This is a genomic window from Microcoleus sp. A006_D1 (assembly GCF_036702805.1).
Classification (GTDB): Bacteria; Cyanobacteriota; Cyanobacteriia; order Cyanobacteriales; family Microcoleaceae; genus Microcoleus.
Map to the genome: position 1 here is coordinate 116,232 of NZ_JAUBVZ010000011.1, position 26,751 is coordinate 142,982.

Here is a 26,751-nt window from a genome sequence, read left to right on the forward strand (position 1 = left end):
GAGTTTTAATTGTTAGTTAGTTCAAACAATTAAAACTCTTCCACAATCAAAAACTATTGAAATTTAGCTGATAGATTCCGACAAATGTCGGTGTAGAGCCTTCACTCAAAAACCCCGATCGCAGACACTTACAGCATCAGTTCCCAACCCTTTTCATCGCAGCTATTCCCCAAAAAAATCCGCGCAGCTAGCAGCAAAAACAGCTAGCTGCGCGGCCACCTAAAAATTCAAATTAGTCCTCGTCCTCATCGAAGTCATAATCGATCTCGTCATCATCGTCATCAGCATCAGGGACAACTAAAGCATCGTCATCAGCATCAGGGACAAAATCGTCCTCCTCAACCTCAACATCCTCAAAATCCTCCCCAACCTCAATGTCAGCAGAGCCGCGCCCTACCTCAAAAGTGCTCTCGATCGTATACTTGCGGCGGGCAGTGCGATCGTCCAAAACAACATCCTCCTGCAAATCGTGGATTTCGTCATCAAACACGGCACCGTCAAAACCCGCATCCTGAACGCTAGCATCCTCGTAGGCGTTGAACCCGGTTCCGGCAGGAATCAGGCGGCCGATGATGACGTTTTCCTTGAGCCCTCGGAGCCAGTCTGATTTGCCTTCGATCGCAGCCTCAGTCAGCACCCTGGTAGTTTCTTGGAAGGAAGCAGCGGAAATAAAGCTGTCGGTATTGAGCGAAGCCTTAGTAATCCCCAGCAGTACGGGAGTATAGTCGGCCGGTGCGCCGCCAGTAATCGACATCGCCTCGTTCACCTGTTCTACCTGCCGCAGTTCCACCAACTCGCCCGGGAGCATGGTAGTATCGCCACCGTCCTCCATCCGCACTTTGTTGGTCATCTGGCGCACGATCACTTCGATGTGTTTGTCAGAAATATCTACGCCTTGAGACTGATAGACAGACTGCACCTCGTTGACTAGGAAAGTTTGCACCTGCTGGAAACTTTCCAAAGCTGCCTCAAAAGTCGGCTGGCGCTCCTTGAGGACGTGGAAGAAGACTTCGAGAATTTCGTGAGGATTGGCAGGCCCGTCAGTCAAAGCTTCGGCAACGCCGACGCGCTGTCCGTCAGAGACGATCGGATTTTGACCGGGCAACAAAGGATACTGCTCGATGCGGCCGTCATCCTCGACCACCGCCAGTTCCACTACATCGTCATCTACGGCTACTTGAGCTGTACCCGGGCGCTTCGCCAGAATGCAGGCTTCCTTAGGCTTGCGCCCCTCCAGCAACTCTTCAATTCTCGGCAAACCCTGAATAATATCTCCAGTCTTGGCGCGCTCGAACACTAAAATCACCAAATTGTCCCCGCGCTGCACCAAATCTCCGTCATCCACGTGCAGCACCGCTCCGGCAGATACCCGGTAAGGGCGAGCCACCCTGAACACGATTTTCGCAGATTCGTCACCCGATGCAGGTACAACTTTCACTACTTGGCCGGATTCTTCCAGCAAAATGCCAGGAGCCACTTCTGTACCCGCAACCAGCAATTGACCTGGACTCACTTCCGGCGTCCCGGCCACAGAAACAGTAATAGAATCTGCATCCCGCATTACCAGCAGCCTGCGAACTGGTTCATTCTGCCCTTCGCGGATACCGCGGACAATACCTGCTTCCTTGCAGAGAATCTCGGTGCGGGCTACTACTGCGCCGGGGGCGATCGACTGTCCGTCCTCCACCAGCAGCCGCGTGTGAGTGCTACCCTGGGTCGGGTCAGCCGACACATCGCGGCGGATCACCAGCGACTCCAAAATCACCAACTGCAAGCGGAAAGCTTTCTTTGGTCGATCGCTCTCCCCTTCCACCACAACCAAATCGCGGTTCGCCAACGCCGCCTCGGCATTCCAAGCAGGCCCAGAACCATCAGCCCCAAAAGCACTAGCATCATCCTCATCCGGCAACAGTTCGATATCCGCAGCCAGTTGCGGCGCCCCCGAACCAATTTCCAAGATAAGCTGAGTTCGCAGCAATTCCAGCCCTTCCACAGATTTGACTCGCTCCCCGTCCTTATAAGGGAGGCGCTGCACTGCTTTGAGAGAGATCGACTCATTCAGAGCTGTCTGAGAAGGCACAGGTGGCTTATCCGGCACCGGGAACTCCACCACAGGCCGCAGCAGTAAAGCCGGGCCTTCGGGAGTTTCGATATATTCTGCGTAGCCCAGCTCTTCGGCAATTAAGCCGGGGAATATTTCTTGACCAGCACTGACGATTTGACCCTCGCCGAAAGTTAGTGGCGGGCGATCTACTGCGTGCAGGGTACCGGGTTTGATCACGATTTCCCGGAGGATATCGTTTTTCTGAGTGACTTCTACCGCGCCGCTGGTTTGGCAGAAAATATCTTTGACAACTTCGGTACCGGCTTCGACGTACTGGCCGTCTTCTACCAGCAGCAAGGAAATGTCTTTGTTAACTTCGTGGCACTCTTCAGGAATCCACAGCAGAGTCCCCCCCTTGACTACTTCGTAGCCGAGTTTAGCTTTGCCGCGTTTGTGGACTTCTACGCCTGCATATTTGACGATACCTCCGGTGGCGGTGCGGTAGCTGTCGTCAAGCAGTTCTGCCACAACCTCGCCGTTGATCACCTTACTTCCAGGCGCCGTTTTGAGCGAAAACCGCTGGTTCGAGGCAGTTTCAATCACATAGTGTTCGCGGCCGCCAGCGCTTTCGGCGCGGACAACTGCTTGGTCGAGCAAAACTTGAGCTGTAATAATCTCGATTTCTCGCTCATCAGCGATGCGCACCACGCCACCGTGTTCCGAAATCAGTTTTGTTTCAGCAATCACGCTTTCGGCGACAATCCGAGAGCCGTTTTTGACAGCCGGTTCAGCACCTGGAGGCAAGTTATACACTTGGCCGCTTAGAATCCAAATCAATCCGCCCCGGCTGGCTGTGCGGGTGGTGTTACCCTGGCGATCGGTTTTTTCTTCTGGTACTAAATCAGCAAACTTAGCTTCTCCGGCTAGGTCGGATGCTACGTCGGTTGTGACTTTTTCTGTGGTTTTGCGGGCGGCGCGGCCAGCGATCGGCACTTCTGCCAATATTTGATTGGGGATGGCGCGCTGTCCGTCTTTGACCATAACTGTTGAACCTTGGGCGATCGCCAGTTCGATTTTCAGCTTCTGATTTTTAGCGCCGGATTTGCCTTCTTCAAAGCCATCTGCCTCTAAAACAAGTTTGCCGTTGTTTTCAGCGACCAGGGCTTCTTCCCCGTGTCTGGTGCGGAATCCGCGGGTACGCAAATTCTTAAACTTGACTGTCCCAGCAAAAGGTGCGCGTTCTTGTTTGGCGACTTCTCCAGTAAATACACCGCCTGTGTGGAAAGTGCGCATGGTGAGCTGGGTTCCCGGTTCGCCGATCGACTGAGCGGCGATAATCCCGATCGCTTCTCCCATGTCCACCATCTTCGAGTGAGCGAGGCTCCAACCGTAGCAGGACTGGCACACCGAGCGCGTTGCTTCGCAAGTCAGGGGCGATCGCAAATATACTTCTGCAACTCCGGAGTTGCCGATCGCGTCCGCTAGTTCTTCGGTAATCGGCTGATTTCGCACGGCTCTTTCGCTGCCATAAGCTACGATTTCCCCGGTTTTGGGGTGTAGTACGTCTCGGGCAAATACTCGTCCCAGTAGCCGATCTTTGAGGGGAATCAGCACGGTAGCACCGTCGGTCATCGGGCGTACCCGAATCCCGCGCTGGGTGCCGCAGTCTGTTTCGCGCACAATCACATCTTGGGCTACGTCTACTAACCGCCGAGTCAAATAGCCGGAGTCGGCAGTGCGCAGGGCAGTATCGACTAAGCCTTTGCGCGCTCCGTAGGAGGAGATGATGTATTCGGTGACGGTGAGTCCTTCGCGGAAGTTGGTTTTAATTGGCAAGGCGATGATTTCTCCTTGGGGGTCTGCCATCAATCCGCGCATTCCGACGAGCTGCCGCACTTGGGAGATGTTTCCGCGCGCGCCGGAGAAGGCCATCATGTAGACCGAGTTGAGGGGGTCTGTGGCTCGGAAGTTCTTGACTACTTCGTCTTTGAGGTCTTCTGAGGTGCTGTTCCAGGTGTCGATTACTTTTTGGAAGCGTTCGACTTCGGTGATTTCGCCTCTGGTGTATTTCTGTTCTGTGATCCGGGTTTCTTCTTCGGCTGCATCGAGCAGTTGTCGTTTGATTGGGGGTACTTGCAGGTCGTCTACGCTAATCGAGACTCCGGCTTTTGTGGCGTAGCGGAAACCCAAGTCTTTGAGTTTGTCTGCCATTTGGGCTGTGCGGGCAGTTCCACAGTTCATGAATGACCAAGAGATTAATTTTTTGAGCTGACCTTTGTCAACAACTCGATTACGAAAAACAATTTCCTTATTTTCCTTATTTTCTGTCATTTTTCTGCTGTTAGTAATTTGGTCATTAGTCATTAGTCATTAGTCATTGGTAACTGGTAATTGGTAATTAGTACAGGATTTAAGCCACATAACATCTATATGTAGGGTGCGCAATGCGCACCTTACCGCTACGATCCCGCATCAAATCAAACCATTTTTTTCTGATGGATTGACCCATTACGCATTACCGATTACCGATTACCCAGTTCCTAGTTGTTAATTACCGATTCGATAGTTTGGTGATAGATAATCCTACCGGGAGTAGTGCGAATGAACTGAGTAATCAACTTGCCCTCTGCATCTTCCCGAACCCGGCGGAACTTGTATTCTTTCGTCACTACTGTACCGTCTGCCGATCGTTGCATCTTCAGCGGTTCCCCTTCGGGTTCTGTGTTTTCGATGGCGCCTTGAAATCTCACCCACACGTATGAGTGCAAGTCCACGACTCCATGTTCGTAAGCTACAACCGCATCGGTAAAGCTAGAGAAATAGTGACCGGCTCCTTTTTGAGCATCAGGATTTTCGGCTGTCAAATAATAGCAACCGAGCACCATATCTTGAGAAGGAGTGACGATCGGTCTTCCCGTTGCTGGCGACATAATGTTGTTAGAAGCCAGCATCAGCAAGCGCGCTTCGGCTTGAGATTCCAGAGACAAAGGAACGTGTACAGCCATTTGGTCACCGTCAAAGTCAGCGTTAAAAGCCGGACAGACTAGCGGGTGAAGCTGAATCGCCCTCCCGTCCACCAAAATCGGCTCAAAGGCTTGAATCCCCAAGCGGTGCAGCGTCGGCGCCCGGTTCAGCATGACTGGGTGGCCTTCAATCACCTCCTGAAGCACGTCCCAAACGCTAGGATCGTTGCGCTGGATGAGTTTTTTGGCTGCTTTGATGTTGTTGACGAGTCCTTGGCGGATCAAACGGTGGATGACGAAGGGCTGGAAAAGCTCGATCGCCATTTCCCTCGGTAAACCGCACTGATGAATCTTCAGTTTGGGCCCCACGACAATCACCGAACGCCCGGAGTAGTCAACCCGTTTCCCCAGCAAGTTTTGCCGGAAACGACCTTGTTTCCCTTCAATGATGTCCGACAGAGACTTCAGCGGACGGTTGTTTGCGCCCACCACAGTCCGGCCCCGGCGGCCGTTATCAATCAGCGCATCCACGGCTTCTTGTAACATCCGCTTTTCGTTGCGAATGATAATTTCCGGCGCCAGAATTTCTTGCAATCTGGCTAAGCGGTTATTACGGTTAATCACTCTCCGATAAAGGTCATTAAGGTCACTCGTTGCAAAACGTCCACCGTCTAGCTGTACCATCGGCCGCAAATCCGGCGGAATCACCGGAATCACATTGAGCACCATCCAATCGGGATGAGAACCCGTAGCGATAAAGTTGTCAATTACCCGCAAGCGTTTAATTAACTTCGCCCGTTTTTGACCTTTAGCATTGGCGATGTCTTCCCGCAACTTTTCCGCTTCGCTTTCTAGCGGAATATTTTGCAGCAAAACTTGCAAAGCTTCAGCACCGATTCCTACTTCTACGCCCGTCAGCGTGGAATCTTCGCTATAAAGTTCGTCTTCTATTTCCAGCCAAGCATCTTCTGTGAGCAATTGCTTGTATTGGAGCTTTTCAGCATTACCAGCATTCAACACAACATAGGCATTGAAATAGACAATTTGTTCGACATCTCGCAGGGGCATATCTAACAGAATTGCCATGTAGCTGGGGATGCCTTTGAGATACCAAACGTGAGCTACTGGAGCTGCTAATTTGATAAATCCCATGCGGTGGCGGCGGACGCGAGATTCAGTGACTTCGACACCGCATCTCTCGCAAACAATGCCTCTATGACGAACTCGTTTGTACTTGCCACAATGACATTCCCAATCTTTTGCAGGCCCAAAAATGCGCTCACAAAACAAACCGTCCATTTCCGGTTTTAGAGTTCTGTAGTTGATCGTCTCGGGCTTGACTACTTCGCCAACAATCTGACCATTGGGCAAAGTTCTCTCTCCCCATTGTCGAATTCTTTCTGGTGAAGCTAACCCAATCTTTACGTAATCAAATCGTTGTTCTATCTTAGCCATTCTTGACTCCAATCGATGATTTACTTGAAATTATTTGCTGTAATTTATCTTTTTTGATTGATTCTTTGCGGATTAAATCAATGTCAGACTCCTTTATATGTGACATTATTTTTAATGTCATAAATGACACTTTTCGATACTCCAAAGTCCCTAGCAATTTTAGCAAGGGATTCTCCGGCTTTAATTCGTTCTCGCACATCCTGTGCTTGAGCAAAAGTCATTTTGCGATCGAGACATCCACCCATACGAGGAATTGGAACTTCTTCGCCTTCTTGCTTCCAAGTGACGTGATATTTAAGATCGTGTATAGTTTTGCGGCCGACACTGTATGCTTCAGCTACATCCTTCATTCTCTCTCCTGCTGCTAGTTTTTGCCGGATTTCTCGCACCTTTTCCCAGTCTAATTTGGCATTGGAAAGCGGATGACTTTTTCCTTGGGTGCGTCCTTTTTTGGAAGCATCTAATAAATTCTGAGTGCGAGTACCAGCCCAGAGGTGTTCTGGATTAATACAACTGGGAGTGTCGCAGGTATGGCAAGCATCCATATAAGTGGGAAGTTCATATCCTAATTTCTCGGATAAAACAGCACGAGTAACTGTTGCCTGTTTTCCATCTTTTGTAAAATACTTGCCATAGCCTGCGCCGTCTTTTGCGCCTTGAAAAATTATGCAGCCGTTGTCTTGAATTTCTCCTACAAAGCGTGGGGAAACTGTGATGAAGTTATCGGGGATATTTGCCTGAAGTATCTTAGTAATAGTTTCATTTTGTACTCCATACTCTCTTGCTAGGTGGTTCTTGACTGTTCCAGATAAATATTTAGTCTGAATTTCCCGCAGTTGGGCGATCGACAATTTACCAATTCCCGGAATACTTTTGCGTCTGGGAGTTTTGCGTTAGCGCAGCCCGCCCCTACGGGAGGCTCATCAACGAAGAGGATCGCGCCCCATCATCTGTCCGGTATTCTCAGCAGCCGATCCGGCTATGAGATGTTCCGGGCTGATGCAGCTTGGATTGTCGCAGGTATGGCAAGCAAAATAACTGGAATCGAGGAATCCTGCTATTTTCGATTCTAGGACTAATCGGTGGACTAATACCGTTTTGCCATCGAGCCATTTGCGCCCGTAACCGTTGCCCAACTTACTGCCTTGCCAGTTAATACAGCCTGTCTCCAGGTCTAATTCTCCTTCAATTCCTGGGACAACTGTTACAATTATCACGTCAGCGTCTCTCATCTTAAGAGCGTTGATTCGCCTCAGCAGTGGTACGAACACTACTGAGGCATTTTATTTTGAGATTGTCGATTAAAGATTTTAGATTGAATGTTGCCAAGAAATCTAAAATCTTTAATTGTTAATCCTCGTCTTCGTCACGAGAAAGCGATTCGTAAGTAGGCCGGGAGGGCGATCGCCGCCCGCCTGCATCTGCCATCAAATCGACTTCTACGTGCTCGCTGCCTTCGTCGTTCGTATTCACTTTGTGCACGGCAATGTCCAAGCACAAAGACTGCAACTCCCGCATCAGCACTTTGAACGATTCCGGCGTACCGGGGCGCGGAATAGCTTTGCCTTTGACGATCGCATTCAAAGCTTCATTTCTACCCTGCATATCATCCGACTTAACAGTCAGCAACTCTTGCAAAGTATAAGCTGCGCCGAAGGCTTCCAGGGCCCAAACTTCCATTTCCCCGAACCGCTGCCCTCCTTGCTGCGCTTTGCCGCCCAAGGGCTGCTGCGTTACCAGCGAGTAAGGGCCGGTGCTGCGGGCGTGGATTTTGTCGTCTACTAAGTGGACGAGTTTCAGCATATAGGCAATGCCGACGGTGATCGGGCGATCGAACGGTTCGCCAGTTCTGCCATCGTAGACAATAGTCTTACCGGGGTGTTTTTCGTTAAATATCCACGGTTTACCCGTTTTTTCGCGCGCCTCCTCTAACTTGCCGTGAACGGTTTCCCGCGACTTTTCAGCACCGTGCATTTCATCAAAAGGCACCATCTTGAACCGCATGGATAGATTTTCCCCCGCCCAGCCCAGCAAGCACTCAAAAATCTGACCCACGTTCATCCGCGACGGTACACCCAAGGGATTGAGCACGATGTCAACGGGAGTCCCATCGGGTAAGTAGGGCATATCCTCCATCGGCAGAATCCGGGACACAATACCTTTGTTACCGTGGCGGCCGGCCATTTTGTCGCCGACTTGAATCTTGCGTTTTTGGGCTACGTAGACGCGGACAACCATGTTGGCGCCTGGAGGTAGTTCGTCGCCCTGTTCGCGAGTGAAAACGCGCACGTCTACGACGCGGCCTTTTTCGCCGTTGGGTACGCGCAGCGAGTTATCGCGCACGTCTCGGGCTTTTTCGCCGAAGATTGCCCTGAGCAGTTTTTCTTCCGGCGGTTGGTCGGATTCACCTTTGGGAGTCACCTTCCCGACCAAAATGTCGCTGGCTTCTACCCAAGCACCTTTGCGGATGATGCCCTGTTCGTCTAGCTGGCGCAGTGCGTCTTCGCCGACGTTGGGTATTTCGCGGGTGATTTCTTCGGGGCCGAGTTTGGTTTGGCGGGCTTCGATTTCGTATTTTTCAATGTGGATGCTGGTGTACACATCTTCGTACACCAAACGTTCGCTAATCAGTATTCCATCTTCGTAGTTGTAGCCTTCCCAGGGCATATAAGCTGCGATGATGTTTTGACCCAGAGCCAGTTCTGCCCCTTCGGTGGAGGAACCGTCGGCGAGGACTTGACCGGCTACGACGCGATCGCCCTCATAGATCAGCGGGCGCTGGTTTAAACAGGTATCCTGGTTAGAGCGCTGATATTTTTGCAGTTCGTGCTCGATACAGCCTGAGTATTTTTGCTTCCAAACCGAGGGCTGTTTGGTTTTGAGGTCGTCGTATTCCCGAATCAGGAAACTTTCCTCGCTGGAATTCGACTCGGCATCTGCCGCCAGGGGCTTGACAATAATCCGGGTAGCGTCGATGTAAATCACCTCGCCGTTCACCTTGGAAACCACCACCATCCCGGAATCTCGGGCGGCCTGAGCTTCCAAGCCCGTACCCACGAGGGGGCGTTCTGGTTTCAGCAGCGGCACGGCTTGCCGCTGCATATTCGAGCCCATCAGAGCGCGGTTAGCATCGTCGTGTTCCAAGAACGGAATCAGCGATGTGGCGACGGAGACGATTTGCACCGGCGAAATCGCCATGTAGTCCACCTGCATCGGAGTGGTGGTGGTAAATTCTTGGCGGTAGCGCACGGCTACGGTTTCGCCCAAGAGGTTGTTGTTTTCGTCGAGGCTGATGTCTCCGGGGGCGACGCGCAAGTCGTCTTCCTCATCGGCTGTCATGTAAACCGGGGCTTTGTCCCGCAGCACTTGTCCTTTTTCGACTGGGTAGAATGGTGTTTCGATGAAGCCGTAGGGGTTGACGCGGGCGTGGGTTGCCAAGGAACCGATGAGTCCGGCGTTGGGGCCTTCTGGTGTTTCGATCGGGCAAATCCGGCCGTAGTGGGACGGGTGAATGTCCCGCACCGCGAAACCGGCGCGTTCGCGAGTCAAGCCTCCGGGGCCGAGGGCGGAAAGCCGGCGTTTGTGGGTCAGTTCTGCCAGAGGATTCGTTTGATCCATGAACTGGGATAGCTGGGAGGAACCGAAGAATTCCTTAATTGCTGCTACCAGTGGTTTCGGGTTGACCAGGGATGCGGGGCTGAGGGAGTCGGCGTCGGAGACGGTCATCCGTTCGCGGATAATCCGTTCTAAGCGGTTGAGTCCTACGCGGACTTGGTTTTGCAGCAGTTCTCCGACACTGCGGACTCGGCGGTTGCCTAAGTGGTCGATGTCATCCGTTGAGCCGATGTCGAATTCGAGGTTGATTAAGTAGTCGATCGCCGTCAAGATATCTTGGGATGTCAGCACCCGCGTGGTATCGGGAACGGAGAGCCGCAGTTTTTTGTTGAGTTTGTAGCGGCCGACTTTGCCCAAATCGTAGCGTTTGGGGTCGAAAAAGCGCGAGTGGAGGAGCTGTTCTCCCCCGGCTACGGTGGGGGGTTCGCCTGGTCGCAGCTTGCGGTAGAGCTCCATCAGAGCTTCTTCTTCGCCGAATTGTCCTTCTTTCTCGATCGTTTTTTGGAAGTATTCGGGGTGGCGCAAACTGTCGTAGATTTCGCCGTCTGTGAGCCCTAGGGCTTTGAGCAGCACCTGAGCTGACAGTTTGCGGGTTTTGTCGATTCTCACCCAGACTAAATCGTTTTTGTCGGTCTCGAACTTGAGCCACGCGCCACGGTTGGGGATGAGCGAGGCGTTGTAGGAACGGCGGCCGTTTTTGTCGGTTTCTGATTTGTAGTATACGCCGGGCGATCGCACGATTTGGTTGACGATGACTCGTTCGGCACCGTTGATGATGAAAGTGCCGCGCTCAGTCATCAGGGGCAAGTCGCCGATGAAGACTTCTTGCTCTTTGATTTCGCCTGTTTCTTTGTTGATCAGGCGGGTGGGTACGTACATTTGCACTGAGTAGGTGCTGTCCCGGCGCTTGGCTTCGTCTACGTCGTATTTCGGGCGCTTCAGTTTGAAGTCTTTGCCGATGAAGTGGAGTTCCAGCTTGCCTGTGTAGTCTGTAATCGGGGAGAAGCTGTCAAGTTCTTCTATCAGTCCGGCTTCTAGAAACCAGCGAAAACTTGCCCGCTGGATTTCAATCAGGTCGGGCAAGGTGAAGGCAAATTCTGTGTAATCTTTAGTGGTCATGGGTGTCCTTTTTCCGCAGTGGCTCTAGCTTTTTACATGGCGCCAAGGTTTGGCGTTTTTACCTTGTTGCGTTTTTTTGATGGATTGTGTGAGAGAATTTATATGATGTTTTCGATCGCCTGCCAACTGCTGCAACGGTTTTTTGGGCTGGTTGCTCGCAGTAATTCTGTGCGTACTTTGGCTTCGATCGAATTGTTTTTAGCTTCGATCTCTTGGTGCTTCAGGGTAAAAAACCTACACATTTGACTTCTAAAATTGACTTTACAGCTATTGCCAAATTTCTGAGGTTCCAACTTTCTTTTGATCTGTAAGTTTGAGTGTGTAAACTTGAGGTCTTGCTTGATTTTTTGACCTGCCCCGAAGGTTAGCGTGCTGGCGTTCGAGCTGGCAGTTCCCGGGCGACTGCGATCGCGCCGATCGCAAGCGATGCCCGATCGGTAGGTTCTTTTAATTATAGGACGCAAATCCGATTGCAGGAGACAACGCCAAAAGAATCTCAAATAAAGGATGAATCCGGTTTTTTGTGCAGGATAGAGATGGGATTTTCCCTATCGTTTGCTCCTAACTCAACCTGTTTTCTGCGTTTCTCTGTGCTGCTGAGGCTACACTGAAAAGCCGAATAGCTGACAGGCATTTTCGGTTGTCTGCTGGGACAAAGTTAACAGAGAAACTCCTCTCAATTTAGCAACTTGCTCGGCTACGTAGTAGACGTAAGCTGGTTCGTTGCGTTTTCCCCGCTGGGGTACGGGGGCTAGAAAAGGGCAATCTGTCTCGACTAGGATGCGATCGCTATTTACCATACAAGCTGATTCTTGTATTTGCAAGGCTTTTTTAAAGGTGACAGTTCCGCTAAAACTGATGTAGAAACCCAAGTCTAAAAACCACTGAGTTTCTTCGGGTGTACCTCCCCAGCAGTGCATCACGCCGCGCACCGGGCCGCGTGTTTGCCAAAAGTTCCGCAGCATTTGGGCCATTGGCGCGGCGGCGTCGCGACAGTGGATAATCACTGGTTTGTCAAGTTCCCGGGCAATTTCTAGCTGTGCCTCAAACACTTTAAACTGGTGTTCGCGATCGTCACCTTTATGAAAGTCTAGTCCGGTTTCGCCGATCGCCACTACCCGATCGTCAGAACTCGCTAATTTTCTAATCAGGCTTGCAGTTTCGTCTTTCCACTTGCCGGCATCTAGGGGGTGAAGCCCCACCGCAAAGGAGACTTCTGCAAATTGATTAGCAATCGCTTGAATTCCGGCAAACTCTTCTGGCTCTACACAAGAATGAACCAAGCGAACCACACCAGCTTCGCGCCAGCGTTCTCGAATGGCTTCTAACTCAGATTTGAAAGTCTCAAAGTTGATATGAACGTGAGTATCGATGAGCTGCATGGCGAATGGGCGAATGGGAGAGGGGAAGAGGGAGAGAGGGGGAGAATCGGGAGAGTGGGAAAATCTTCCCTCTTCCTTTTTTCATCCATCTGTTAAATCCGTTGCCGAACTTCGATCGGACTTTTTCCCTCAACATCCGTTAAATCCGTTAAATCCGTTACACAATCCGTTGCCGAACTTCCTTCTGTCTTAAGATGCTACTTGTGTTTCGTGTGGCTTGAGGGTTCTTGCCAAGCGGGACTTTTTGCGATCGCCGTTATTGCGGTGCAGTACACCTTTCTTGACAGCTTTGTCAATTTTGCTGTAGGCCTCTGACATCCGTTGCTGGACTTCTTGCATTAATTCTGGTGTCGGAGCTGCGGCGTACTTCTCAACGGTCGCGAAATACTTCTTCATCAAAGTTTTTACCGCTGACTTGTAAGACTTGTTGTACAAGCGGTTGCGCTCTGCGATTTTGACTCGTTTGACGGCGGACTTAATATTTGCCATAGTTCAGTTTGTGGATTTAGGTATTGATTGATACACTCTAGTCTCAAGATAGTCTCAAGACACGGGGTTTTGCAGGACAACTTTTTCGGGAGCGAGCCACAAAAAGCTTGATTGTTAAAGGCTGAGTCAGACAGCCACTAGCCTCTGGCTCAGATTGAGCTGAGTCTGCGGCTACTTTTTGGCGACGATCGCACTAAATTTTAATTGACTCATTTAACTCCCCGTTTTCTACCCTGACAGACCCAAAGGCATGACACGGGTGTTGCAGAGGCGTGTTGCGGGGTTTCCACCGTTACGAGTGAAAGTTACGGTTTCTAGCGCGCAACTTTCAAGTATACAATATTTTTGCGTTTTTTTATAAAAAAAATGTCAGGTGTCAGAAAAACCAATATAGCATCTATTCAGATCGAAATGCCATTCCCGGAAAAATCCAAGTTAAGCTATAACAAAGAGTACGGGTGATTCTAGCAACAGCCCGAAGCACTTGCCCGCTGTGCGGCACACAGTGGATGCTTGTTGAGGGTAAAGTTATGAGACTCCCTGCGAAACAAGAATCCCCGCCTATGAAAGACCGGGGAGTGTCCAAGAAGATAGAAGGTAAAGGGAACAAGGCATTCGGCATTCGGCAGACCGCTGGGGCAGTCGAAGAAAGGCCGATCGCGTAGCATCCGGCAGCAGAGAAGGCAGCAGAGAAAATTTTTTCCCTCGAACCTACTCTCTCTTGAGCCATCGCCCTGACTCAATCTCCCCTGAAACGCTCTCCCTCCACACCCGGTTCTCTGGCGGGCAATTCCTCAAGAAAAGTTGTGACTTGTCCTCAGTGTTGCAAAACGATCGACAGAGATTTAAACGCTTCACTGAAGCCTGGGAAAATGCCGCAACTCTTGCGGTTCAAGGTTTTGGACTGGTCGCCGAGTTCCCCAGAATCAAGCAAGAAAATTCCTTCTTGCAAGCAAATCAAGCGTGAATTATAGACGGCATTCATAATCTCCATGCTGCGAATTATTACTCAGTGGGTTGAGGCACAAGCTGAACTGCGACGAATCTGCGATCGCACCCACGACGAACTTGTTATTCACAAAGAAGCCACCGTGCGCGAGGTGCTGCAAGCTGTAAGGCGCAAAGGCGATCAGGCTGTGCTGCAATATACTGCTGAATTTGACCGCATCACCCTAAATGCGGAAGAGTTGCGCGTCAGTGGCGCCGAATTGGATGCTGCTTATCAGCAAATATCGAAAGAATTATTAAATGCCATCCGGTTGGCTTGCAAACAAGTAGAAGCGTTTCACCGACAGCGCGTGCCCAAGTCTTGGGTGCAGTTTGGTGATGACGAAATTGTTTTGGGCAAACGCTACACTCCGGTCGATCGCGCGGGAATTTACATCCCTGGCGGTCAGGCGTCCTATCCCAGCTCGGTGATCATGAATGCGGTGCCCGCGAAGGTCGCCAAGGTTCCGAGACTGGTGATGTGTACTCCCCCCGGACAAGAGAAAAAAATGAATCCTGCGGTGCTGGTAGCGGCTCAGGAAGCAGGAGTTGATGAAATTTATCGGGTAGGCGGGGCGCAGGCGATCGCAGCTTTGGCCTATGGTACAGAAACTATTCCGAAGGTGGATTTAATTACTGGGCCAGGAAATATTTACGTCACCCTGGCGAAAAAACTGGTTTACGGCACTGTGGGGATCGATTCTCTGGCGGGGCCCTCGGAGGTGCTGATTATCGCTGATGGCAAGGCAAATCCTGTGCACGTAGCTGCGGATATGTTGGCTCAAGCTGAACATGATTCTATGGCATCGGCGATTTTGCTGACGGCGGATTCGGTGTTGGCGAGAAAAGTCGTGGCTGAGGTAGACAGACAGTTGGCAAATCATCCGCGCCGGACTTTGACTGAAAAGGCGATCGCCAATTACGGTTTAGTAGTAGTGGTGGAGTCCCTCAAGGCGGCGGCGGAACTGTCTAACGAGTTTGCTCCCGAACATTTGGAATTGCAAGTGGCAGATCCCTGGGCTTTGCTGGAGCAAATTCGCCACGCTGGGGCGATTTTCTTGGGCTATTCGACGCCGGAAGCTGTGGGTGATTATTTGGCTGGCCCTAATCACACTTTGCCGACTTCTGGAGCTCCCCGCTATGCGTCACCGCTATGTGTCGAAACTTTTATGAAGCATTCGAGTTTGATTGATTATTCGCCAACTGCACTGAAAAAGGTGGCTAAGGCGATTAATGTTTTGGCCCAAGCTGAGGGTTTGCCTTCTCACGCTGATTCAGTGCGACTGCGGACTGAAAATCAGGGGGATGATCAATTTTAGATGGTAGGTTTGAGTTTGGCGATCGAGATTTACGCATTTCGGGCTTAAGAAACCCGGTTTCTTCCAATATCTTGCTTAAATTACGCAATTATGTTAAGAAATCGGGTTTCTGTGTTGGTAATGATGATGTTGGTGGGAAGCGCGAAATTTGGGAAAGTAGGCGAGATTTAACTAGAATTTTCAAGTCTAATATCTGAGATTTAAAGGTGCATTATATTGAATACTGTTTTGGTGGCGATCGACAATTCTGAGTTTGCAGCACAGGTTTTGCAAGCTGTGGGGCAGTTTAAGCTAGAACCGACGGCTAAGGTGATTTTAGTTCATGTTGTGAGTTCTGGGATGTCGGATTTTGACGCGGTGGTCGATCGACCTCACGCTCAGGGAAATGAGATTGCTTACCGAGAAGTAGAGAAGTTGTTGCAATCTTATCAGGAAATGTTGCCTTGCCAGAGTGAGTTGGAGATTGTGTCGGGGGAACCGGCGCAGGAGATTTTGCGTTTGGCGAATATTTATAAAGTAGACTTAATTGCGATCGGCTGTCGGGGTTTGACTGGTTTGAAGCGGATTTTGGAGGGTTCGGTAAGCGCTGAGGTTGTGGCTGAGGCTCCTTGTTCGGTGTTGGTGGTGCGGGCTAGGTAGGTAGGGGGGTAAATCAAAGAGTCGATCGCATTTACCACACTAAAATAGCTATTAAAATCACAAATTTTGAAACTATTATTGTGGGGGTAAGCCGATCGCCTGCCCCAAAGATGCAAGTTATATGTTTGAGAATTTATTGCTGCTCCTCGTATTGCAAGACCTCTGGGTTAAGCACAAAATTACAGGATTTAATCTCCTGAAATACTTGTAAACTCATTAGCGATTGTTAAGCAAAGTTCCTTAACCGAGAGGTATTGCTAGTGGAGATTCATTGAGCGGAGGATTCTCAGGTGTTGCCGGCTCTAATCGGGGAGGGCTATTTTCAGAATTAACGGCTGGTTTTCGAGTTGTTTTTTTACACATATTGCTCAGATCCAAAGTTATGCCACCTCTTGTCTGCATATAGCAAATTGGCAATGAGTCGTCGGATTGGGAGACGATCGGGTAGTGGGAATTGACTGGTTGCGGATTGCTGATGGCAATTTCAGTCGTAAATTGGATAAGGGCAGCAGATAGAGCAGCTATCCGATATAAGGTTTGGAGCATATAATTATTTGTTTGTAAATTCGCTCTGAGCGATCGCCTGACTCAGCCTGAAAATAATCAACTAAATGAGAATGTTCAGGCTGTTTTAGTTTTTATCGCCGCCTTAATTCCCAGTAATTTTTCAGGGGGTTAAAGGTGCGCTGGCGAAACTGATCTTTAGTCCGTGCAGCAGGTGTTGTTAAAGCGCCAAGCTGAAAACCAGGCCGCGCAACTTCATAGTGCAAATGCGGTGCAAAGGCGTTTCGATTGCCACCTCCCATAGCCCCAGTTTTTCCGACGACCATGCCTTTCCTTACCTGCTGATTCTGAGTAACTCTAATTTCACTCAAGTGCATATAGATGTAATTACTACCGTCGGCAGCTCTGATGGTCAGAATTCCATCCTGATTGCTGCTGCCATTAGGGTTGCGCTGGGAAACTACAACTGTTCCGTCTACCATAGATTTAACTTCGATACCTACTGGAGTACCGATATCTATGGCTCCATGAAAGCCGAAACGACCGCCAGTTGCTCGGAAATAGTCATCAGAAACGTAGGCTCCTGTCATTGGAAAATACCGACCAAATAAGTCATTGGATAAATCCCTGTAAATGCGTCCGATATCAGAAGTGGGGGGATTATTGTTGACGGAGTTGAGGGCGCTGGCACTGTTGATGGCATTCTCCCACTGCGTATCGCTCCAAGAAGCTAAGTTGTTAAAATAGCCGCCGCGAGAGGGAGTACAAGTTGGAGTAGAGTTAGGGGCATTGCCAATCACGACAGCACTGGCGACCCACTGATTCTGACCTGCCAATTTATACCACCGCGCATCGGGTCGCGGAGGGTTAAATCCTGCATCCATAACGCTATCGCCGTGAGCCCATCCGTCAAAGCGAAAAATTTGATTGGGAGCCAATGTTCTAACGATAGATGCGCTTAAAGAAGGCCCGGAACGAACGTTTACTGTGCCCCGCCCTGTCGTCGCTGTAAAGGCAGGTGTAACAGAAGCAAAGTTAATGCAAGAATTACCTTGAGCGATTAGCTGGGGCTGGGTGTTTACTTTCAGGGTTTGGTTTGTTGTGCGATCGATCTGTGCTGCATTTAGGGGCAGCCCCGTGCTGCTAAGACAAACACATCCGGCCATTGCCACGAGTATCGACTTGGTAGTAGTCATAGTTACACCGTAATTAATGAGGGTTGAAAGTCGGATAATCCAAGTATTGCTAATGTCTTAAGCGTTTGTCGGCCGGATCTAGCTGGGTGTTTGAAGTCAAGTCAGTCGGAAAAAGTCGGGTTTAGCTGAATCGGTCGGCAAAAGCGGGCAAAATTCAGATTAGACTAGAGAGGGACTCTTACATCTACCCAAACGATGGACGTTAAAGCTCCGTTAGAATGTGTCAACGAGTTGGTTCTTGCCCAGACAGGAAAACCGCTCAACGATCTGCAAACACTGATAGTTTCCGGTGCTTGGGAAGGTAGTAGCTACCAGAAAATTCACGATGATGACCCCCACAATAATTACTCTCATATCAAGGAGGTGGGTTCTCGGTTGTGGAAGCTCCTCTCAAAATCGTTAGGCGAACGAGTCGAAAAAAAGAGTTTTAGGGCGACACTAGAGCGGTACTCGCGACGGCAACCGCCAGCTATTGAAAGTGTCGCGGTAGAACCAGCGATCGCAGCTAACAATCTCGGCTTGGACTACTATAATAATGGTGACTTAACTCAAGCAAAAAAAGAGTTCGATTTAGCCATTAAAATCCAACCAGATAATGCCGCAAGTTACTACAATCAGGCATGGAGTTACGAACGATTTGGAGATTTCAACCACGCTATAAAGCTCTATCGTAAAGCGGCATCGCATGGTTTTGCGGCTGCTTACTGTAACTTGGTTCGCTTGCACATCATTGAAGATAAAAAGTATGACTTGGCTGTCGATATCTGCGGACAAGGTTTAAAATTGGTAAAAGAAGATAGCGTTAAAACCGACAAAATAGTAAAAGCGGCATTGTTGACTTACCTCTCTTGGGCGTGGATAGAACTAGGACTCTATGAAGAAGCTTTGGAAAAGCTACAAGAATCTTTAGAGTTAGATAGCGATCGCGCTTCTACTCACGCTCTCATGGCACAAGCTCTAGAAAACTTGGGATACCGTACTGAGGCTGCGGAAGCTTGGAAAAATTACGTTAACAAGTATCCCAAGTGCGATAGCCGAGACAAAGGTGTTTGGATGGGGATGGCACGAAAACGCCTGAAGGAACTGTCCTGCACATCGCCCACCAATGGTAATCTGGATTAATTAAGGACAGTGATATTTGTTACCATCCCTGTCTAGGCAAATCTTTGGAGCCACGTTATTCTTCAACAATGTCTCAGTTTTCACTGTTGGGTTAGTTGACGTGCTGGCAACTGCCCCCAATACCAAAGTCGAAGGGGCGATCGCACATATTAGTATGAACAAGGGGGAAATCAAGACTTTGCAATTCATTCTCGTGTCTCCTAGTCAAGTTTTTGAGTAGGGAACCAACGAGTTAGCGCTAACTGCTGTCTCCATACTTCCAGCATGAGGCAGGCAGAAAGGCTTTCCGGGTCACATCTGGGTCATTATTTGGTCATTTTGAGGACTAGATTAAGTGAACAAAAACTGAACCAATCAAAAACATAAGTAGAAAATCATTTATGGCTGCGACTCTCAGAGCTTCTGACAAGGGGTTAAAAATTATTGATCGGCTTAGGATTAAAAAAGGCTGGTCAAAAAGAGAAAAGGCTTGGTATGAGTTGGCATATATTTCAGAATCAACCTTAAAGAGATTTTGGAAAAAAGAGTCTATTTCCTATAAAATTTTTGTCAAAATTTGTACAGTTATAGAGGCAAACTGGGAAGATATTATTGACGAAGGCGACCCTCAAATTGAGGAACAAACTCCGCAATCTCAACTAACTACCTACCAAAACATTCCTTACACGGGTGCTATTAAATTTGTAGGAAGACAGACGCAACTAGAAACACTGCACCAACAATTGCAACAGCAAGATCGGATTGCCATTGTTGCTGTTGCTGGCATGGGCGGAATGGGAAAAACAGAATTGGCTGTGCAATATGCCTATCAGCATTTAACTTACTACCCAGACGGTATTTGCTGGTTGGAAACCGGAGCAAAACAGAACATTTACGAGCAAATTATATATTTTTTCCAAATTTATCTACATTTAGAAGTGCCGCAAGAGCTAGGCGGAAAACAACTGAATTTCAAGCAACAAGTAGATTGGTGCTGGCAGAACTGGCCAGGAGCGGGATCTGTGCTAGTTGTGATAGATGATGTTGCGGAATTCCCCGAAATCAAGCCTTACTTACCGCCTGCTAAATCCCGTTTTAAAGTGCTGATGACAACCCGGCTTAAGTTGACCAACATTCAGAATTTAAGTTTGGATGTGTTGACTTTAACAGCATCTTTAGAACTGTTAGAATCAGAACATCTAGTTGGCAAAGCTCGGATCGAACAAGAACCAGAAACTGCTAATGTTCTCTGTGAGTGGTTGGGATATCTACCATTAGGGTTAGAATTGGTGGGGAGGTATCTAAATCAAGTGCCGGATTTATCCTTATCAGTGATGCTATTCCGGCTGCAAGAAAAGTCACTAGAACATCAGTCACTCATCCGCAAACAAAATGATCCATTTTGGGATTTGACTGCTCAACGAGGAGTAGCAGCAGCTTTTGAGTTGAGTTGGGAAAAATTAGATGGCGACACCAAACGCTTAGGCAAGTTGCTAAGTCTGTTTGCTTCAACTCTCATTCCTTGGCATTTAGTTGAGAGTGTAGAACAGCAACGCTGTCAGCGTTCCCCAAAAGGTGAAAAGTTCAACCCAGAGAATTTGGAAGAAGCTACAAAGAATTTAATCAGCTTCCATTTGATTCAATACAATGGGGAACAAAGCTATCGTTTGCATTCACTAATCATGGAATTTTTCAAAAGTAAGTTAGAGGAATAAAAATATGCAAATAACTGAACTAAAGCAATTAACTGAAGCTGAAGAACTCAAATATGCTTTTGCAGAAGCAATGGCAGAGGAAGCTAAAAAAGTGCCTGTGTCAGCTAGCGAGAATCACCCTCAGTTTATGGCAGCAATGACTCTCAGCATACCTCATATAGCAGAAGCGGCAACGTACCTAACAGATTTTCTTGAAGGCGATCGTTTAATGTGGCTGTTTGTCGGCTTAGAAAGGTTTGACCGCATTCGAGGGTTTTATAAACAAGCAGGGCGTTGGTCTGAAGAATGTTTATTCGTTACTAAAGCTCGTTTCGGTGAATCTCATCCCTTTGTAGCGCACAGTCTCGGTAATTTGGGATTGAACTATAAAAAGCAAGGCAGGTATCAAGAAGCCGAAAAATTCTATTTGGAAGCTTTAGAAATGAGCAAACACGAACTGGGAGAAACTCATCTTGATGTGTCAGGAATCTTAAATAATTTGGGAACGCTTTATAATTATCTAGGGCGAACCAAGGAAGCCGAAACCATGCTTTTAGAAGCTTTAGGAATTAGAAAACTGCGGTTAGAGGAAACCCATGAAGATTTAGGAGATAGCTTGCATAATTTAGGAGAATGCTACAGGCTTCAGAAACGCTATGTTGAAGCAGAACAATTTTACGATAGAGCTCTGAGAATGAGAAAAGAATTATTTGGGGAAGAGCATTCTGATGTAGCAGATACTCTCAATGGATTAGGATTGCTTTACCACGATTGGGAACGTTATAGCGACGCGGTACCGATTTTGTCACAAAGCGTTGCACTGTATCAGCGCTTATTCGGAGAAGAACACCCCGATCACACTTCTAGTTTAAATAACTTGGCAATGGTTTATCATGGTTTAGAACGTTATGAAGAGGCAGAATTAATTTATTTAAAAGCCTTGGAACTAAATAGGAAACTTTTAGGCTCAGATCATCCAACTGTAGCCATTACGCTCAATAATTTAGCAGCACTATACAGAGATTTAAAACGGTACACCGAAGCAGAAAGCCTGTATTTAGAAGCGATTAAGATATGCGATCGCCGTTTAGGATACTCTCATTCTGACACTATTTACTACCGGGAAAAACTTGAAATTCTCCGTAGCGTAGTCAAAGGTGCTAGCTAAGTACAGGACAAAAAACTTGATATTGCTTGATGCAGATACTTTAAATCACCTGCGCCTGCGCGTCATCGTAGAAAATGGCAATCTTGAACCTCGATTTGCCAACCAACAATTTTTTAGACAAACACCTAGACCTGATAGCAGTTATAATATTCCCTTGCAGACTATCCGCACAACTATTTTGGAGAAGGAAGCATGACAATTATTCAAAATAATTTTGATAAACTTTATACGATCGCCAGTGATTACGATATGCCGATCGCTGTAGATGATAAAATGGTGATTCCTACGCGCAATCTCGGCGTAATTCCAGGACATCCGCTGAATCCTACGGCGACAGAAACTATTTTTATACCTCAATGCTACTTAGTCTTCCAGGGAGTCAAAACATCGATTCGCGAACTGTGGCATTATGTTGCCGAACCCGCTGAATCTGGTCACTTCAGAACCGTGGAATCTTCAATTTCGATCGTCGATGGGCCGTTTCCCGATATCGGTGAACCAGTACAGTCTTTTTTAATAGAAGGAGTAATGCTAGTTCCCCATGCTTGGGTTAGTTGGGATATTGAGAGTGTGTCGTTTTACCTAGAATTGGACAGTACAAATCAACCTAATTTAATTGAAAAAGACTTGATTCAGGTGAATTAGCTCTAAATATCATGTCGGATCGATCGCAATATCCCGGCCGGGGTGGGTTTATTGAAACTCGGATTTGTATTGGAGATTAGGGCGAACCCACCCCTACGATAATTACACTTAAATGATTTTGCTCTACTTCCTACTTGCCCTTCCCCTTCCCCGCCAAAAACTCCCGCAAACGCAACAAACTAGCGGTTTGTCCCAAATTCAGCGGTAGCAGCGAGACTCCCTCCAAGCGAGACTGCACCCAACCGTCGCCCCAATACCACTCGTGAAACCCGTCAATTCCCTCACTCAACAACAGCCGCAGACAATTTGACTCGGCAATCTCCACATAGTGCTGCACCGCTACCGGGCCTATCCAACTCGTGAAGGTCAATTCGCGATCGAGCAATTCCGGCAAACCCTTAGAAAACTGCTGAGGCCATAGCCACTGCTGCAACTGCACAGGACGCATCAAACTGTCCCGAATCGCAGTCTCCGAAGCTTCAACCTCAATCCGCAATTGACTTTGTTGAAAATTACCTAGCATAGCAATTTGAAATTTTATATAGGAGCTTTACTTAACTTAAATGTAACGTAATTGCACGGAGTTCGCGCCCACGCATAGCAGTTTTTAGTCGAGATATCGCCAAGACACGGCAGTGCTTAATGTCAAACGTAATGCCAGTCTTCTGTCTGGCGTTCAAGGCCCTGATCCCCCCTAGCCCCCCTTAAGAAGGGGGGGACAAGATTCTTCTCAAAGTCCCCCTTGCTTTCGGGGGATTTAGGGGGATCAGGCCTCGGCGGTAAACGAGATATACAAAAAGTTTTAACTTTGCGAAGTTGACACAATTAAGGGCTATGTTTTGTCCCTACAGTATTTAATTCGATCGCACATCAGCGTCCCTCCGCGTTCATCTACCGTTAAAGATTTAAGATTGTCGAGCAAAACCAGCACCCCGATGACCATTTTCGTATCTAATTGTTAAGCTCTGTTGCAATTCATTTAAATCTCCGATTCTCACCCCACAGCCTCTCAAGTCCGTGATACCATCACATCTGACTGGTAAAAACTATAGAAAAAATTGGGGAGAAAAGCTTTGACACTACGGGTTGCAGTTGTTGGATCAGGGCCAGCCGGTTCTTGCGCCGCCGAAACATTGGTAAAAGCAGGCATCGAAACTTATTTATTTGAGCGCAAATTAGACAACGCGAAACCCTGCGGCGGAGCAATTCCTCTGTGCATGGTAGAAGAATTTGACTTGCCACAAAGTATTATCGATCGCCAAGTCAGAAAAATGAAAATGATTTCCCCCTCCAATGTAGAGGTGGACATCAATATCGAAAACGAACACGAATACATCGGTATGTGCCGCCGCGAAGTGCTCGATGGCTTTTTGCGCGATCGCGCCGCTTCCTTAGGTGCCAAACTAATTAACGGTACCGTTCACACCTTAGAGATTCCCGCGAACAACACCGACCCCTACATTCTCCACTACGCCGACCACTCCAACGGCACCGCTGTGGGAACTCAGAAAACTCTGAAAGTGGATTTGGTAATCGGGGCTGACGGCGCTAACTCCCGCGTAGCAAAGGCGATTGATGCTGGTGACTACAATTATGCGATCGCCTTCCAAGAGCGCATCCGCCTCCCAGAAGATAAAATGGCTTACTACGAAGGTCTAGCCGAAATGTACGTCGGCGACGACGTTTCCACCGACTTCTACGCCTGGGTGTTCCCCAAATACGACCACGTAGCCGTCGGTACCGGCACGATGAAAGTCAATCAAGCCAATATCAAAAAGCTGCAAGCAGGAGTCCGCGCCCGCGCTGCCAAAAAACTCCTCGGCGGTGAAATCATTAAAGTGGAAGCTCACCCCATCCCAGAACATCCGCGTCCCCGCCGGGTTGTGGGCCGAGTTGCTCTCATCGGTGACGCTGCTGGTTATGTTACCAAGTCTTCGGGCGAAGGTATCTATTTTGCCGCTAAGTCTGGCCGGATGTGCGCTGAAACTATTGTTGAGATTTCTCAGCAGGGTACGCGCATTCCGACTGAACAGGAAATCAAGCTTTATCTGAAGCGCTGGGATAAAGCCTACGGGATTACTTACAAAGTGCTTGACATTTTGCAACGGGTGTTTTACCGTTCTGATGCTACTCGCGAAGCTTTTGTGGAAATGTGTGCCGATCGCGATGTGCAGAAACTCACATTCGATAGCTACTTGTATAAAACAGTTGTGCCGGCCAATCCCTTCATTCAGATGAAGATTACCGCGAAAACCATTGGTAGCTTGTTGCGCGGCAGTGCTTTAGCTCCTTAATTTTGAGTAGGTTATCGCACTTTGTATAAAAAAGCGGGCAGTCTGAAAACTGCTCGCTTTTTTAATCTGGTTTGTAGTGAGGACTTTAGTCCTTCTTCATTAAGATAAGAAGGACTGAATTCCTCACTACGAACCTGTTGTTAGTTCAAGCTCAACTGGACTAAGGTGTCGGGGGCGAGGAAGTGGGAAATGTGATAAGCTCGCTCTTCTGTTTTTAGCAGGATTTTTTCGTAGAGGTAGCGCGTAGCTCGATCGCCCAAACTTTCTGCTTGTCCTGCTTGACGGCGCAGCAAACCGATTATAGCTTGTTCCGCAGTCAAATCATGTTCCAGCATTTGGCGGCAGGAATACACGCCGTCGGCTTCCGGCTCGAAACAGCACATCTCGGCTAACTTGCTAAAGCTAGCTGCTGGTATGCCGCCCAATCCGTTCAACCTCTCGCCCAATTCGTGGACGTTATCTTGAGCTTCTCCGTAGCTTTCTTGAAAGAATTGGTGCAAGGAGTAAAATTCTGCCCCTTCCACCACAAAATGATGTTTTTGATATTGCAGGTATAGCGCCTGAAAACTGGCCAGCAGCGCGTTCATCCCTTCACAAATGGGTGCTGTGACTGAATGTTCCAGTAGAACTGGGTTTTCGGCTAGGTGACCAAACGGTCTCAATGCACTCTGAATCTCAGCCATGTGTGTTCTCCTCTCAATAGGCAGTTTTGTTGCCAATAGAGTCAGTTTAGCATCCCAGATTTACCAGTCAAGCAGGGTCTGCCTCGATAGTGGAAGATTTTGTAGAGTAGGAAAATTTTATTCTCAACCTATTGAGAATTATTAGCAGTTGGGTTATGCTTGAAAAAGATGCTCGTTTTGAATGCTTCCAGAAAGTGGGGTTGATCGAGAGCAAAAATTAATGCAAATCATTATTGTTGTTAAAAAAAATGAATCCAGCAGATCCAGGATTAGAAGTCTGTGACATCGTGCAAGTCAGTTGGCTAGACAGATGGCAGGTTTACCAACGCTTGCAAGAACTAGAAATTCCCTGCTGGTGCGGAGTTGACCAACCTTTGCGGGCAAAAATTAGCACGGCTAAACAAGCTGCTCAATTAGCGAGTGTTTTGAGGCAATTGAGCGCTTCACGGGGCGAACTTGTGCATTTGCTGGAGTGCTGCTGGCAAATCGGCTAAAGGCAGTTTGGCCAACGAACAATGTACGGGATTTAACGGATTTAACGGATGTCACGGAGTTATAACAATGTATCAATCTGGTAAGCAAGTTTCCGAATTCAGCTTAGAGGGAGAAATCCTCAGCCTAGTTATTGAAGAGGGTTACAAACTTAAATATTTGCGAATTGGTACGGATCGCGGAGTAGAGTTTCTGGTTAAACTTTCCAAGGAGTTGCGGTCATTTTTAGCGCCTGTTTTGACGACTGGGTTGAGAGTTCAAGTTGCGGGTGAGAAAGAACTCAATTTGAAAAATGGTAAAATAAAACTTAAAGCTCGCAGTCTCAAGCTGGCTCAGGGCCACAACGATCGATCGCCCGAACAGCTAGACTCTACCAGTGTACCTGCTGCGGTATTGACATTCGTTGGCGAAGCCCGCCCCTACGGGAGGCTCATCAACGAAGAGGATCGCGCGATCGACAAAATCGAAGTCAGCTCTCCCACAGCAGCTAAAACTGAAAAAGCTGCGGCAAAAACCCAAACCAAAATATTAGTATGTCAAAAATCTGACTGCCAGAAGCGGGGCAGCGCAGCAGTCTGTAAAGCTTTAGAAAATGCTTTGAATGCCCGGGGTTTAGAAGGGCAAGTGACAGTTCAGGGAACCGGATGTCTCAAACAGTGCAAAGCTGGGCCAAATATAGTTGTGATGCCGGACAAAACTCGCTACAGCCGCATTTCACCAGCAGAAATTCCAGCAATTATTGACAAACATTTTGCAGTTGTCAAAGCTTAGCCGATCGCGCGGCATGAGAGAGTGTCCGAGTAGGAGAATTTTGCTTCTGACCAATGACTGATGACCAATGACCAATGACCAATGACTGATGACCAATGACCAATGACCAATGACCAATGACCAATGACTGATGACCAATGACCAATGACTAATGGCTAAGGGCTTTCTTTTGGAGAATCTATCAGGATAGA

The 26,751-nt window shown here is 48.4% G+C and carries 24 protein-coding genes; 11 read left to right on the forward strand and 13 right to left on the reverse strand.

The annotated features are described in order from the left end of the window. Positions 1 to 232: 232 nt before the first annotated feature. The 9 genes from QUB68_RS20040 to QUB68_RS20080 all read right to left on the reverse strand — a co-directional run bounded on the left by QUB68_RS20040 (position 233) and on the right by QUB68_RS20080 (position 14,052). Positions 233 to 4,375, reverse strand: a complete 4,143-nt coding sequence (locus QUB68_RS20040) for a DNA-directed RNA polymerase subunit beta'' (RefSeq protein ID WP_442923108.1) — start codon at positions 4,373 to 4,375, stop codon at positions 233 to 235. Between the two features lie 209 nt (positions 4,376 to 4,584). Continuing rightward, the gene (locus tag QUB68_RS20045; RefSeq protein ID WP_332995742.1) at positions 4,585 to 6,462 is read right to left on the reverse strand and encodes a DNA-directed RNA polymerase subunit gamma; all 1,878 of its coding nucleotides are present in this window, start codon (positions 6,460 to 6,462) and stop codon (positions 4,585 to 4,587) included. Positions 6,463 to 6,545: 83 nt separating this feature from the next. After that, the gene (locus tag QUB68_RS20050) at positions 6,546 to 7,313 is read right to left on the reverse strand and encodes an HNH endonuclease (protein ID WP_332995744.1); all 768 of its coding nucleotides are present in this window, start codon (positions 7,311 to 7,313) and stop codon (positions 6,546 to 6,548) included. Between the two features lie 72 nt (positions 7,314 to 7,385). Further along, positions 7,386 to 7,694 (reverse strand): HNH endonuclease, encoded by a 309-nt coding sequence (locus QUB68_RS20055; RefSeq protein WP_332995746.1) that lies wholly within the window; start codon positions 7,692 to 7,694, stop codon positions 7,386 to 7,388. Positions 7,695 to 7,812: 118 nt separating this feature from the next. Beyond that, a complete protein-coding gene (gene rpoB, locus QUB68_RS20060) occupies positions 7,813 to 11,196 on the reverse strand; it encodes a DNA-directed RNA polymerase subunit beta (protein ID WP_332995748.1) in 3,384 nt (1,127 codons plus the stop codon). Positions 11,197 to 11,294: 98 nt separating this feature from the next. Next, the gene (locus QUB68_RS20065; protein WP_332995750.1) at positions 11,295 to 11,660 is read right to left on the reverse strand and encodes a hypothetical protein; all 366 of its coding nucleotides are present in this window, start codon (positions 11,658 to 11,660) and stop codon (positions 11,295 to 11,297) included. A 138-nt stretch (positions 11,661 to 11,798) separates the two neighbouring features. Further along, a complete protein-coding gene (locus QUB68_RS20070) occupies positions 11,799 to 12,578 on the reverse strand; it encodes a TatD family hydrolase (protein WP_332995752.1) in 780 nt (259 codons plus the stop codon). 189 nt (positions 12,579 to 12,767) lie between these two features. Further along, a complete protein-coding gene (rpsT, locus tag QUB68_RS20075; protein WP_332995754.1) occupies positions 12,768 to 13,067 on the reverse strand; it encodes a 30S ribosomal protein S20 in 300 nt (99 codons plus the stop codon). Positions 13,068 to 13,884: 817 nt separating this feature from the next. Further along, positions 13,885 to 14,052, reverse strand: coding sequence for a hypothetical protein (locus tag QUB68_RS20080; protein WP_332995756.1), 168 nt, complete (start codon positions 14,050 to 14,052; stop codon positions 13,885 to 13,887). Positions 14,053 to 14,059: 7 nt separating this feature from the next. Here QUB68_RS20080 and hisD point away from each other — a divergent pair, with 7 nt between their 5' ends. Continuing rightward, positions 14,060 to 15,373: a histidinol dehydrogenase gene (gene hisD, locus QUB68_RS20085; protein WP_332995757.1), complete on the forward strand. Its 1,314-nt coding sequence runs from the start codon at positions 14,060 to 14,062 to the stop codon at positions 15,371 to 15,373. Positions 15,374 to 15,586: 213 nt separating this feature from the next. Further along, positions 15,587 to 16,012 carry a universal stress protein gene (locus tag QUB68_RS20090; RefSeq protein WP_332995839.1) on the forward strand — a complete coding sequence of 142 codons (426 nt, stop codon included), beginning with the start codon at positions 15,587 to 15,589 and terminating at the stop codon, positions 16,010 to 16,012. A gap of 240 nt (positions 16,013 to 16,252) precedes the next feature. Here QUB68_RS20090 and QUB68_RS20095 read toward each other — a convergent pair whose 3' ends face one another. Together QUB68_RS20095 and QUB68_RS20100 are read right to left on the reverse strand one after the other, a co-directional pair. Next, entirely contained in the window at positions 16,253 to 16,558 is a 306-nt protein-coding gene (locus tag QUB68_RS20095) for a hypothetical protein (protein ID WP_332995759.1), read from the reverse strand. Between the two features lie 92 nt (positions 16,559 to 16,650). Further along, positions 16,651 to 17,712: a peptidoglycan DD-metalloendopeptidase family protein gene (locus QUB68_RS20100; RefSeq protein ID WP_332995761.1), complete on the reverse strand. Its 1,062-nt coding sequence runs from the start codon at positions 17,710 to 17,712 to the stop codon at positions 16,651 to 16,653. 195 nt (positions 17,713 to 17,907) lie between these two features. Here QUB68_RS20100 and QUB68_RS20105 point away from each other — a divergent pair, with 195 nt between their 5' ends. From QUB68_RS20105 to QUB68_RS20130, 6 genes are all read left to right on the forward strand, one after another. Continuing rightward, complete coding sequence (locus tag QUB68_RS20105; RefSeq protein ID WP_332995763.1) at positions 17,908 to 18,834, forward strand: tetratricopeptide repeat protein; 927 nt, start codon at positions 17,908 to 17,910, stop codon at positions 18,832 to 18,834. 16 nt (positions 18,835 to 18,850) lie between these two features. Next, positions 18,851 to 19,054 carry a hypothetical protein gene (locus QUB68_RS20110; protein ID WP_332995765.1) on the forward strand — a complete coding sequence of 68 codons (204 nt, stop codon included), beginning with the start codon at positions 18,851 to 18,853 and terminating at the stop codon, positions 19,052 to 19,054. Positions 19,055 to 19,214: 160 nt separating this feature from the next. Further along, positions 19,215 to 20,528 (forward strand): NB-ARC domain-containing protein, encoded by a 1,314-nt coding sequence (locus tag QUB68_RS20115; protein WP_332995767.1) that lies wholly within the window; start codon positions 19,215 to 19,217, stop codon positions 20,526 to 20,528. A 4-nt stretch (positions 20,529 to 20,532) separates the two neighbouring features. Beyond that, entirely contained in the window at positions 20,533 to 21,675 is a 1,143-nt protein-coding gene (locus tag QUB68_RS20120; RefSeq protein WP_332995768.1) for a tetratricopeptide repeat protein, read from the forward strand. Between the two features lie 16 nt (positions 21,676 to 21,691). Next, positions 21,692 to 21,871 carry a hypothetical protein gene (locus QUB68_RS20125; RefSeq protein ID WP_332995770.1) on the forward strand — a complete coding sequence of 60 codons (180 nt, stop codon included), beginning with the start codon at positions 21,692 to 21,694 and terminating at the stop codon, positions 21,869 to 21,871. Further along, a complete protein-coding gene (locus QUB68_RS20130; RefSeq protein WP_332995772.1) occupies positions 21,868 to 22,320 on the forward strand; it encodes a hypothetical protein in 453 nt (150 codons plus the stop codon). Before QUB68_RS20125 ends, QUB68_RS20130 begins: the two co-directional genes overlap by 4 nt. A gap of 130 nt (positions 22,321 to 22,450) precedes the next feature. Here the strand turns inward: QUB68_RS20130 and QUB68_RS20135 are convergent, their stop codons facing one another. After that, positions 22,451 to 22,843 carry a hypothetical protein gene (locus tag QUB68_RS20135; protein ID WP_332995774.1) on the reverse strand — a complete coding sequence of 131 codons (393 nt, stop codon included), beginning with the start codon at positions 22,841 to 22,843 and terminating at the stop codon, positions 22,451 to 22,453. 550 nt (positions 22,844 to 23,393) lie between these two features. Between QUB68_RS20135 and chlP the strand changes: the two genes are divergently transcribed. Further along, entirely contained in the window at positions 23,394 to 24,614 is a 1,221-nt protein-coding gene (chlP, locus tag QUB68_RS20140) for a geranylgeranyl reductase (protein WP_332995775.1), read from the forward strand. A 140-nt stretch (positions 24,615 to 24,754) separates the two neighbouring features. Here chlP and QUB68_RS20145 read toward each other — a convergent pair whose 3' ends face one another. Beyond that, positions 24,755 to 25,297, reverse strand: coding sequence for a Dps family protein (locus QUB68_RS20145; protein WP_332995778.1), 543 nt, complete (start codon positions 25,295 to 25,297; stop codon positions 24,755 to 24,757). A 248-nt stretch (positions 25,298 to 25,545) separates the two neighbouring features. On the opposite strand from QUB68_RS20145, the gene QUB68_RS20150 reads away from it, so the two are divergent. Both QUB68_RS20150 and QUB68_RS20155 read left to right on the forward strand, forming a co-directional pair. After that, on the forward strand, positions 25,546 to 25,791 hold the full coding sequence (locus QUB68_RS20150) for an Asr1405/Asl0597 family protein (RefSeq protein ID WP_332995780.1): 246 nt from the start codon (positions 25,546 to 25,548) through the stop codon (positions 25,789 to 25,791). Positions 25,792 to 25,858: 67 nt separating this feature from the next. After that, positions 25,859 to 26,560 (forward strand): (2Fe-2S) ferredoxin domain-containing protein, encoded by a 702-nt coding sequence (locus QUB68_RS20155; RefSeq protein WP_332995781.1) that lies wholly within the window; start codon positions 25,859 to 25,861, stop codon positions 26,558 to 26,560. The last annotated feature ends 191 nt before the right edge of the window (positions 26,561 to 26,751 follow it).

Coding starts and splice junctions, on each gene's coding strand:
- rpoB (WP_332995748.1), bottom strand. CDS start 11,196: ATGACCACTAAAGATTACACAGAATTTGCCTTCACCTTGCCCGACCTG.
- QUB68_RS20130 (WP_332995772.1), top strand. CDS start 21,868: ATGACAATTATTCAAAATAATTTTGATAAACTTTATACGATCGCCAGT.
- QUB68_RS20135 (WP_332995774.1), bottom strand. CDS start 22,843: ATGCTAGGTAATTTTCAACAAAGTCAATTGCGGATTGAGGTTGAAGCT.
- QUB68_RS20100 (WP_332995761.1), bottom strand. CDS start 17,712: ATGACTACTACCAAGTCGATACTCGTGGCAATGGCCGGATGTGTTTGT.
- QUB68_RS20115 (WP_332995767.1), top strand. CDS start 19,215: ATGGCTGCGACTCTCAGAGCTTCTGACAAGGGGTTAAAAATTATTGAT.
- QUB68_RS20105 (WP_332995763.1), top strand. CDS start 17,908: ATGGACGTTAAAGCTCCGTTAGAATGTGTCAACGAGTTGGTTCTTGCC.
- QUB68_RS20055 (WP_332995746.1), bottom strand. CDS start 7,694: ATGAGAGACGCTGACGTGATAATTGTAACAGTTGTCCCAGGAATTGAA.
- QUB68_RS20045 (WP_332995742.1), bottom strand. CDS start 6,462: ATGGCTAAGATAGAACAACGATTTGATTACGTAAAGATTGGGTTAGCT.
- QUB68_RS20150 (WP_332995780.1), top strand. CDS start 25,546: ATGAATCCAGCAGATCCAGGATTAGAAGTCTGTGACATCGTGCAAGTC.
- QUB68_RS20120 (WP_332995768.1), top strand. CDS start 20,533: ATGCAAATAACTGAACTAAAGCAATTAACTGAAGCTGAAGAACTCAAA.
- QUB68_RS20070 (WP_332995752.1), bottom strand. CDS start 12,578: ATGCAGCTCATCGATACTCACGTTCATATCAACTTTGAGACTTTCAAA.
- rpsT (WP_332995754.1), bottom strand. CDS start 13,067: ATGGCAAATATTAAGTCCGCCGTCAAACGAGTCAAAATCGCAGAGCGC.
- QUB68_RS20145 (WP_332995778.1), bottom strand. CDS start 25,297: ATGGCTGAGATTCAGAGTGCATTGAGACCGTTTGGTCACCTAGCCGAA.
- QUB68_RS20040 (WP_442923108.1), bottom strand. CDS start 4,375: ATGACAGAAAATAAGGAAAATAAGGAAATTGTTTTTCGTAATCGAGTT.
- QUB68_RS20155 (WP_332995781.1), top strand. CDS start 25,859: ATGTATCAATCTGGTAAGCAAGTTTCCGAATTCAGCTTAGAGGGAGAA.
- QUB68_RS20095 (WP_332995759.1), bottom strand. CDS start 16,558: ATGCTCCAAACCTTATATCGGATAGCTGCTCTATCTGCTGCCCTTATC.
- QUB68_RS20080 (WP_332995756.1), bottom strand. CDS start 14,052: ATGAATGCCGTCTATAATTCACGCTTGATTTGCTTGCAAGAAGGAATT.
- hisD (WP_332995757.1), top strand. CDS start 14,060: ATGCTGCGAATTATTACTCAGTGGGTTGAGGCACAAGCTGAACTGCGA.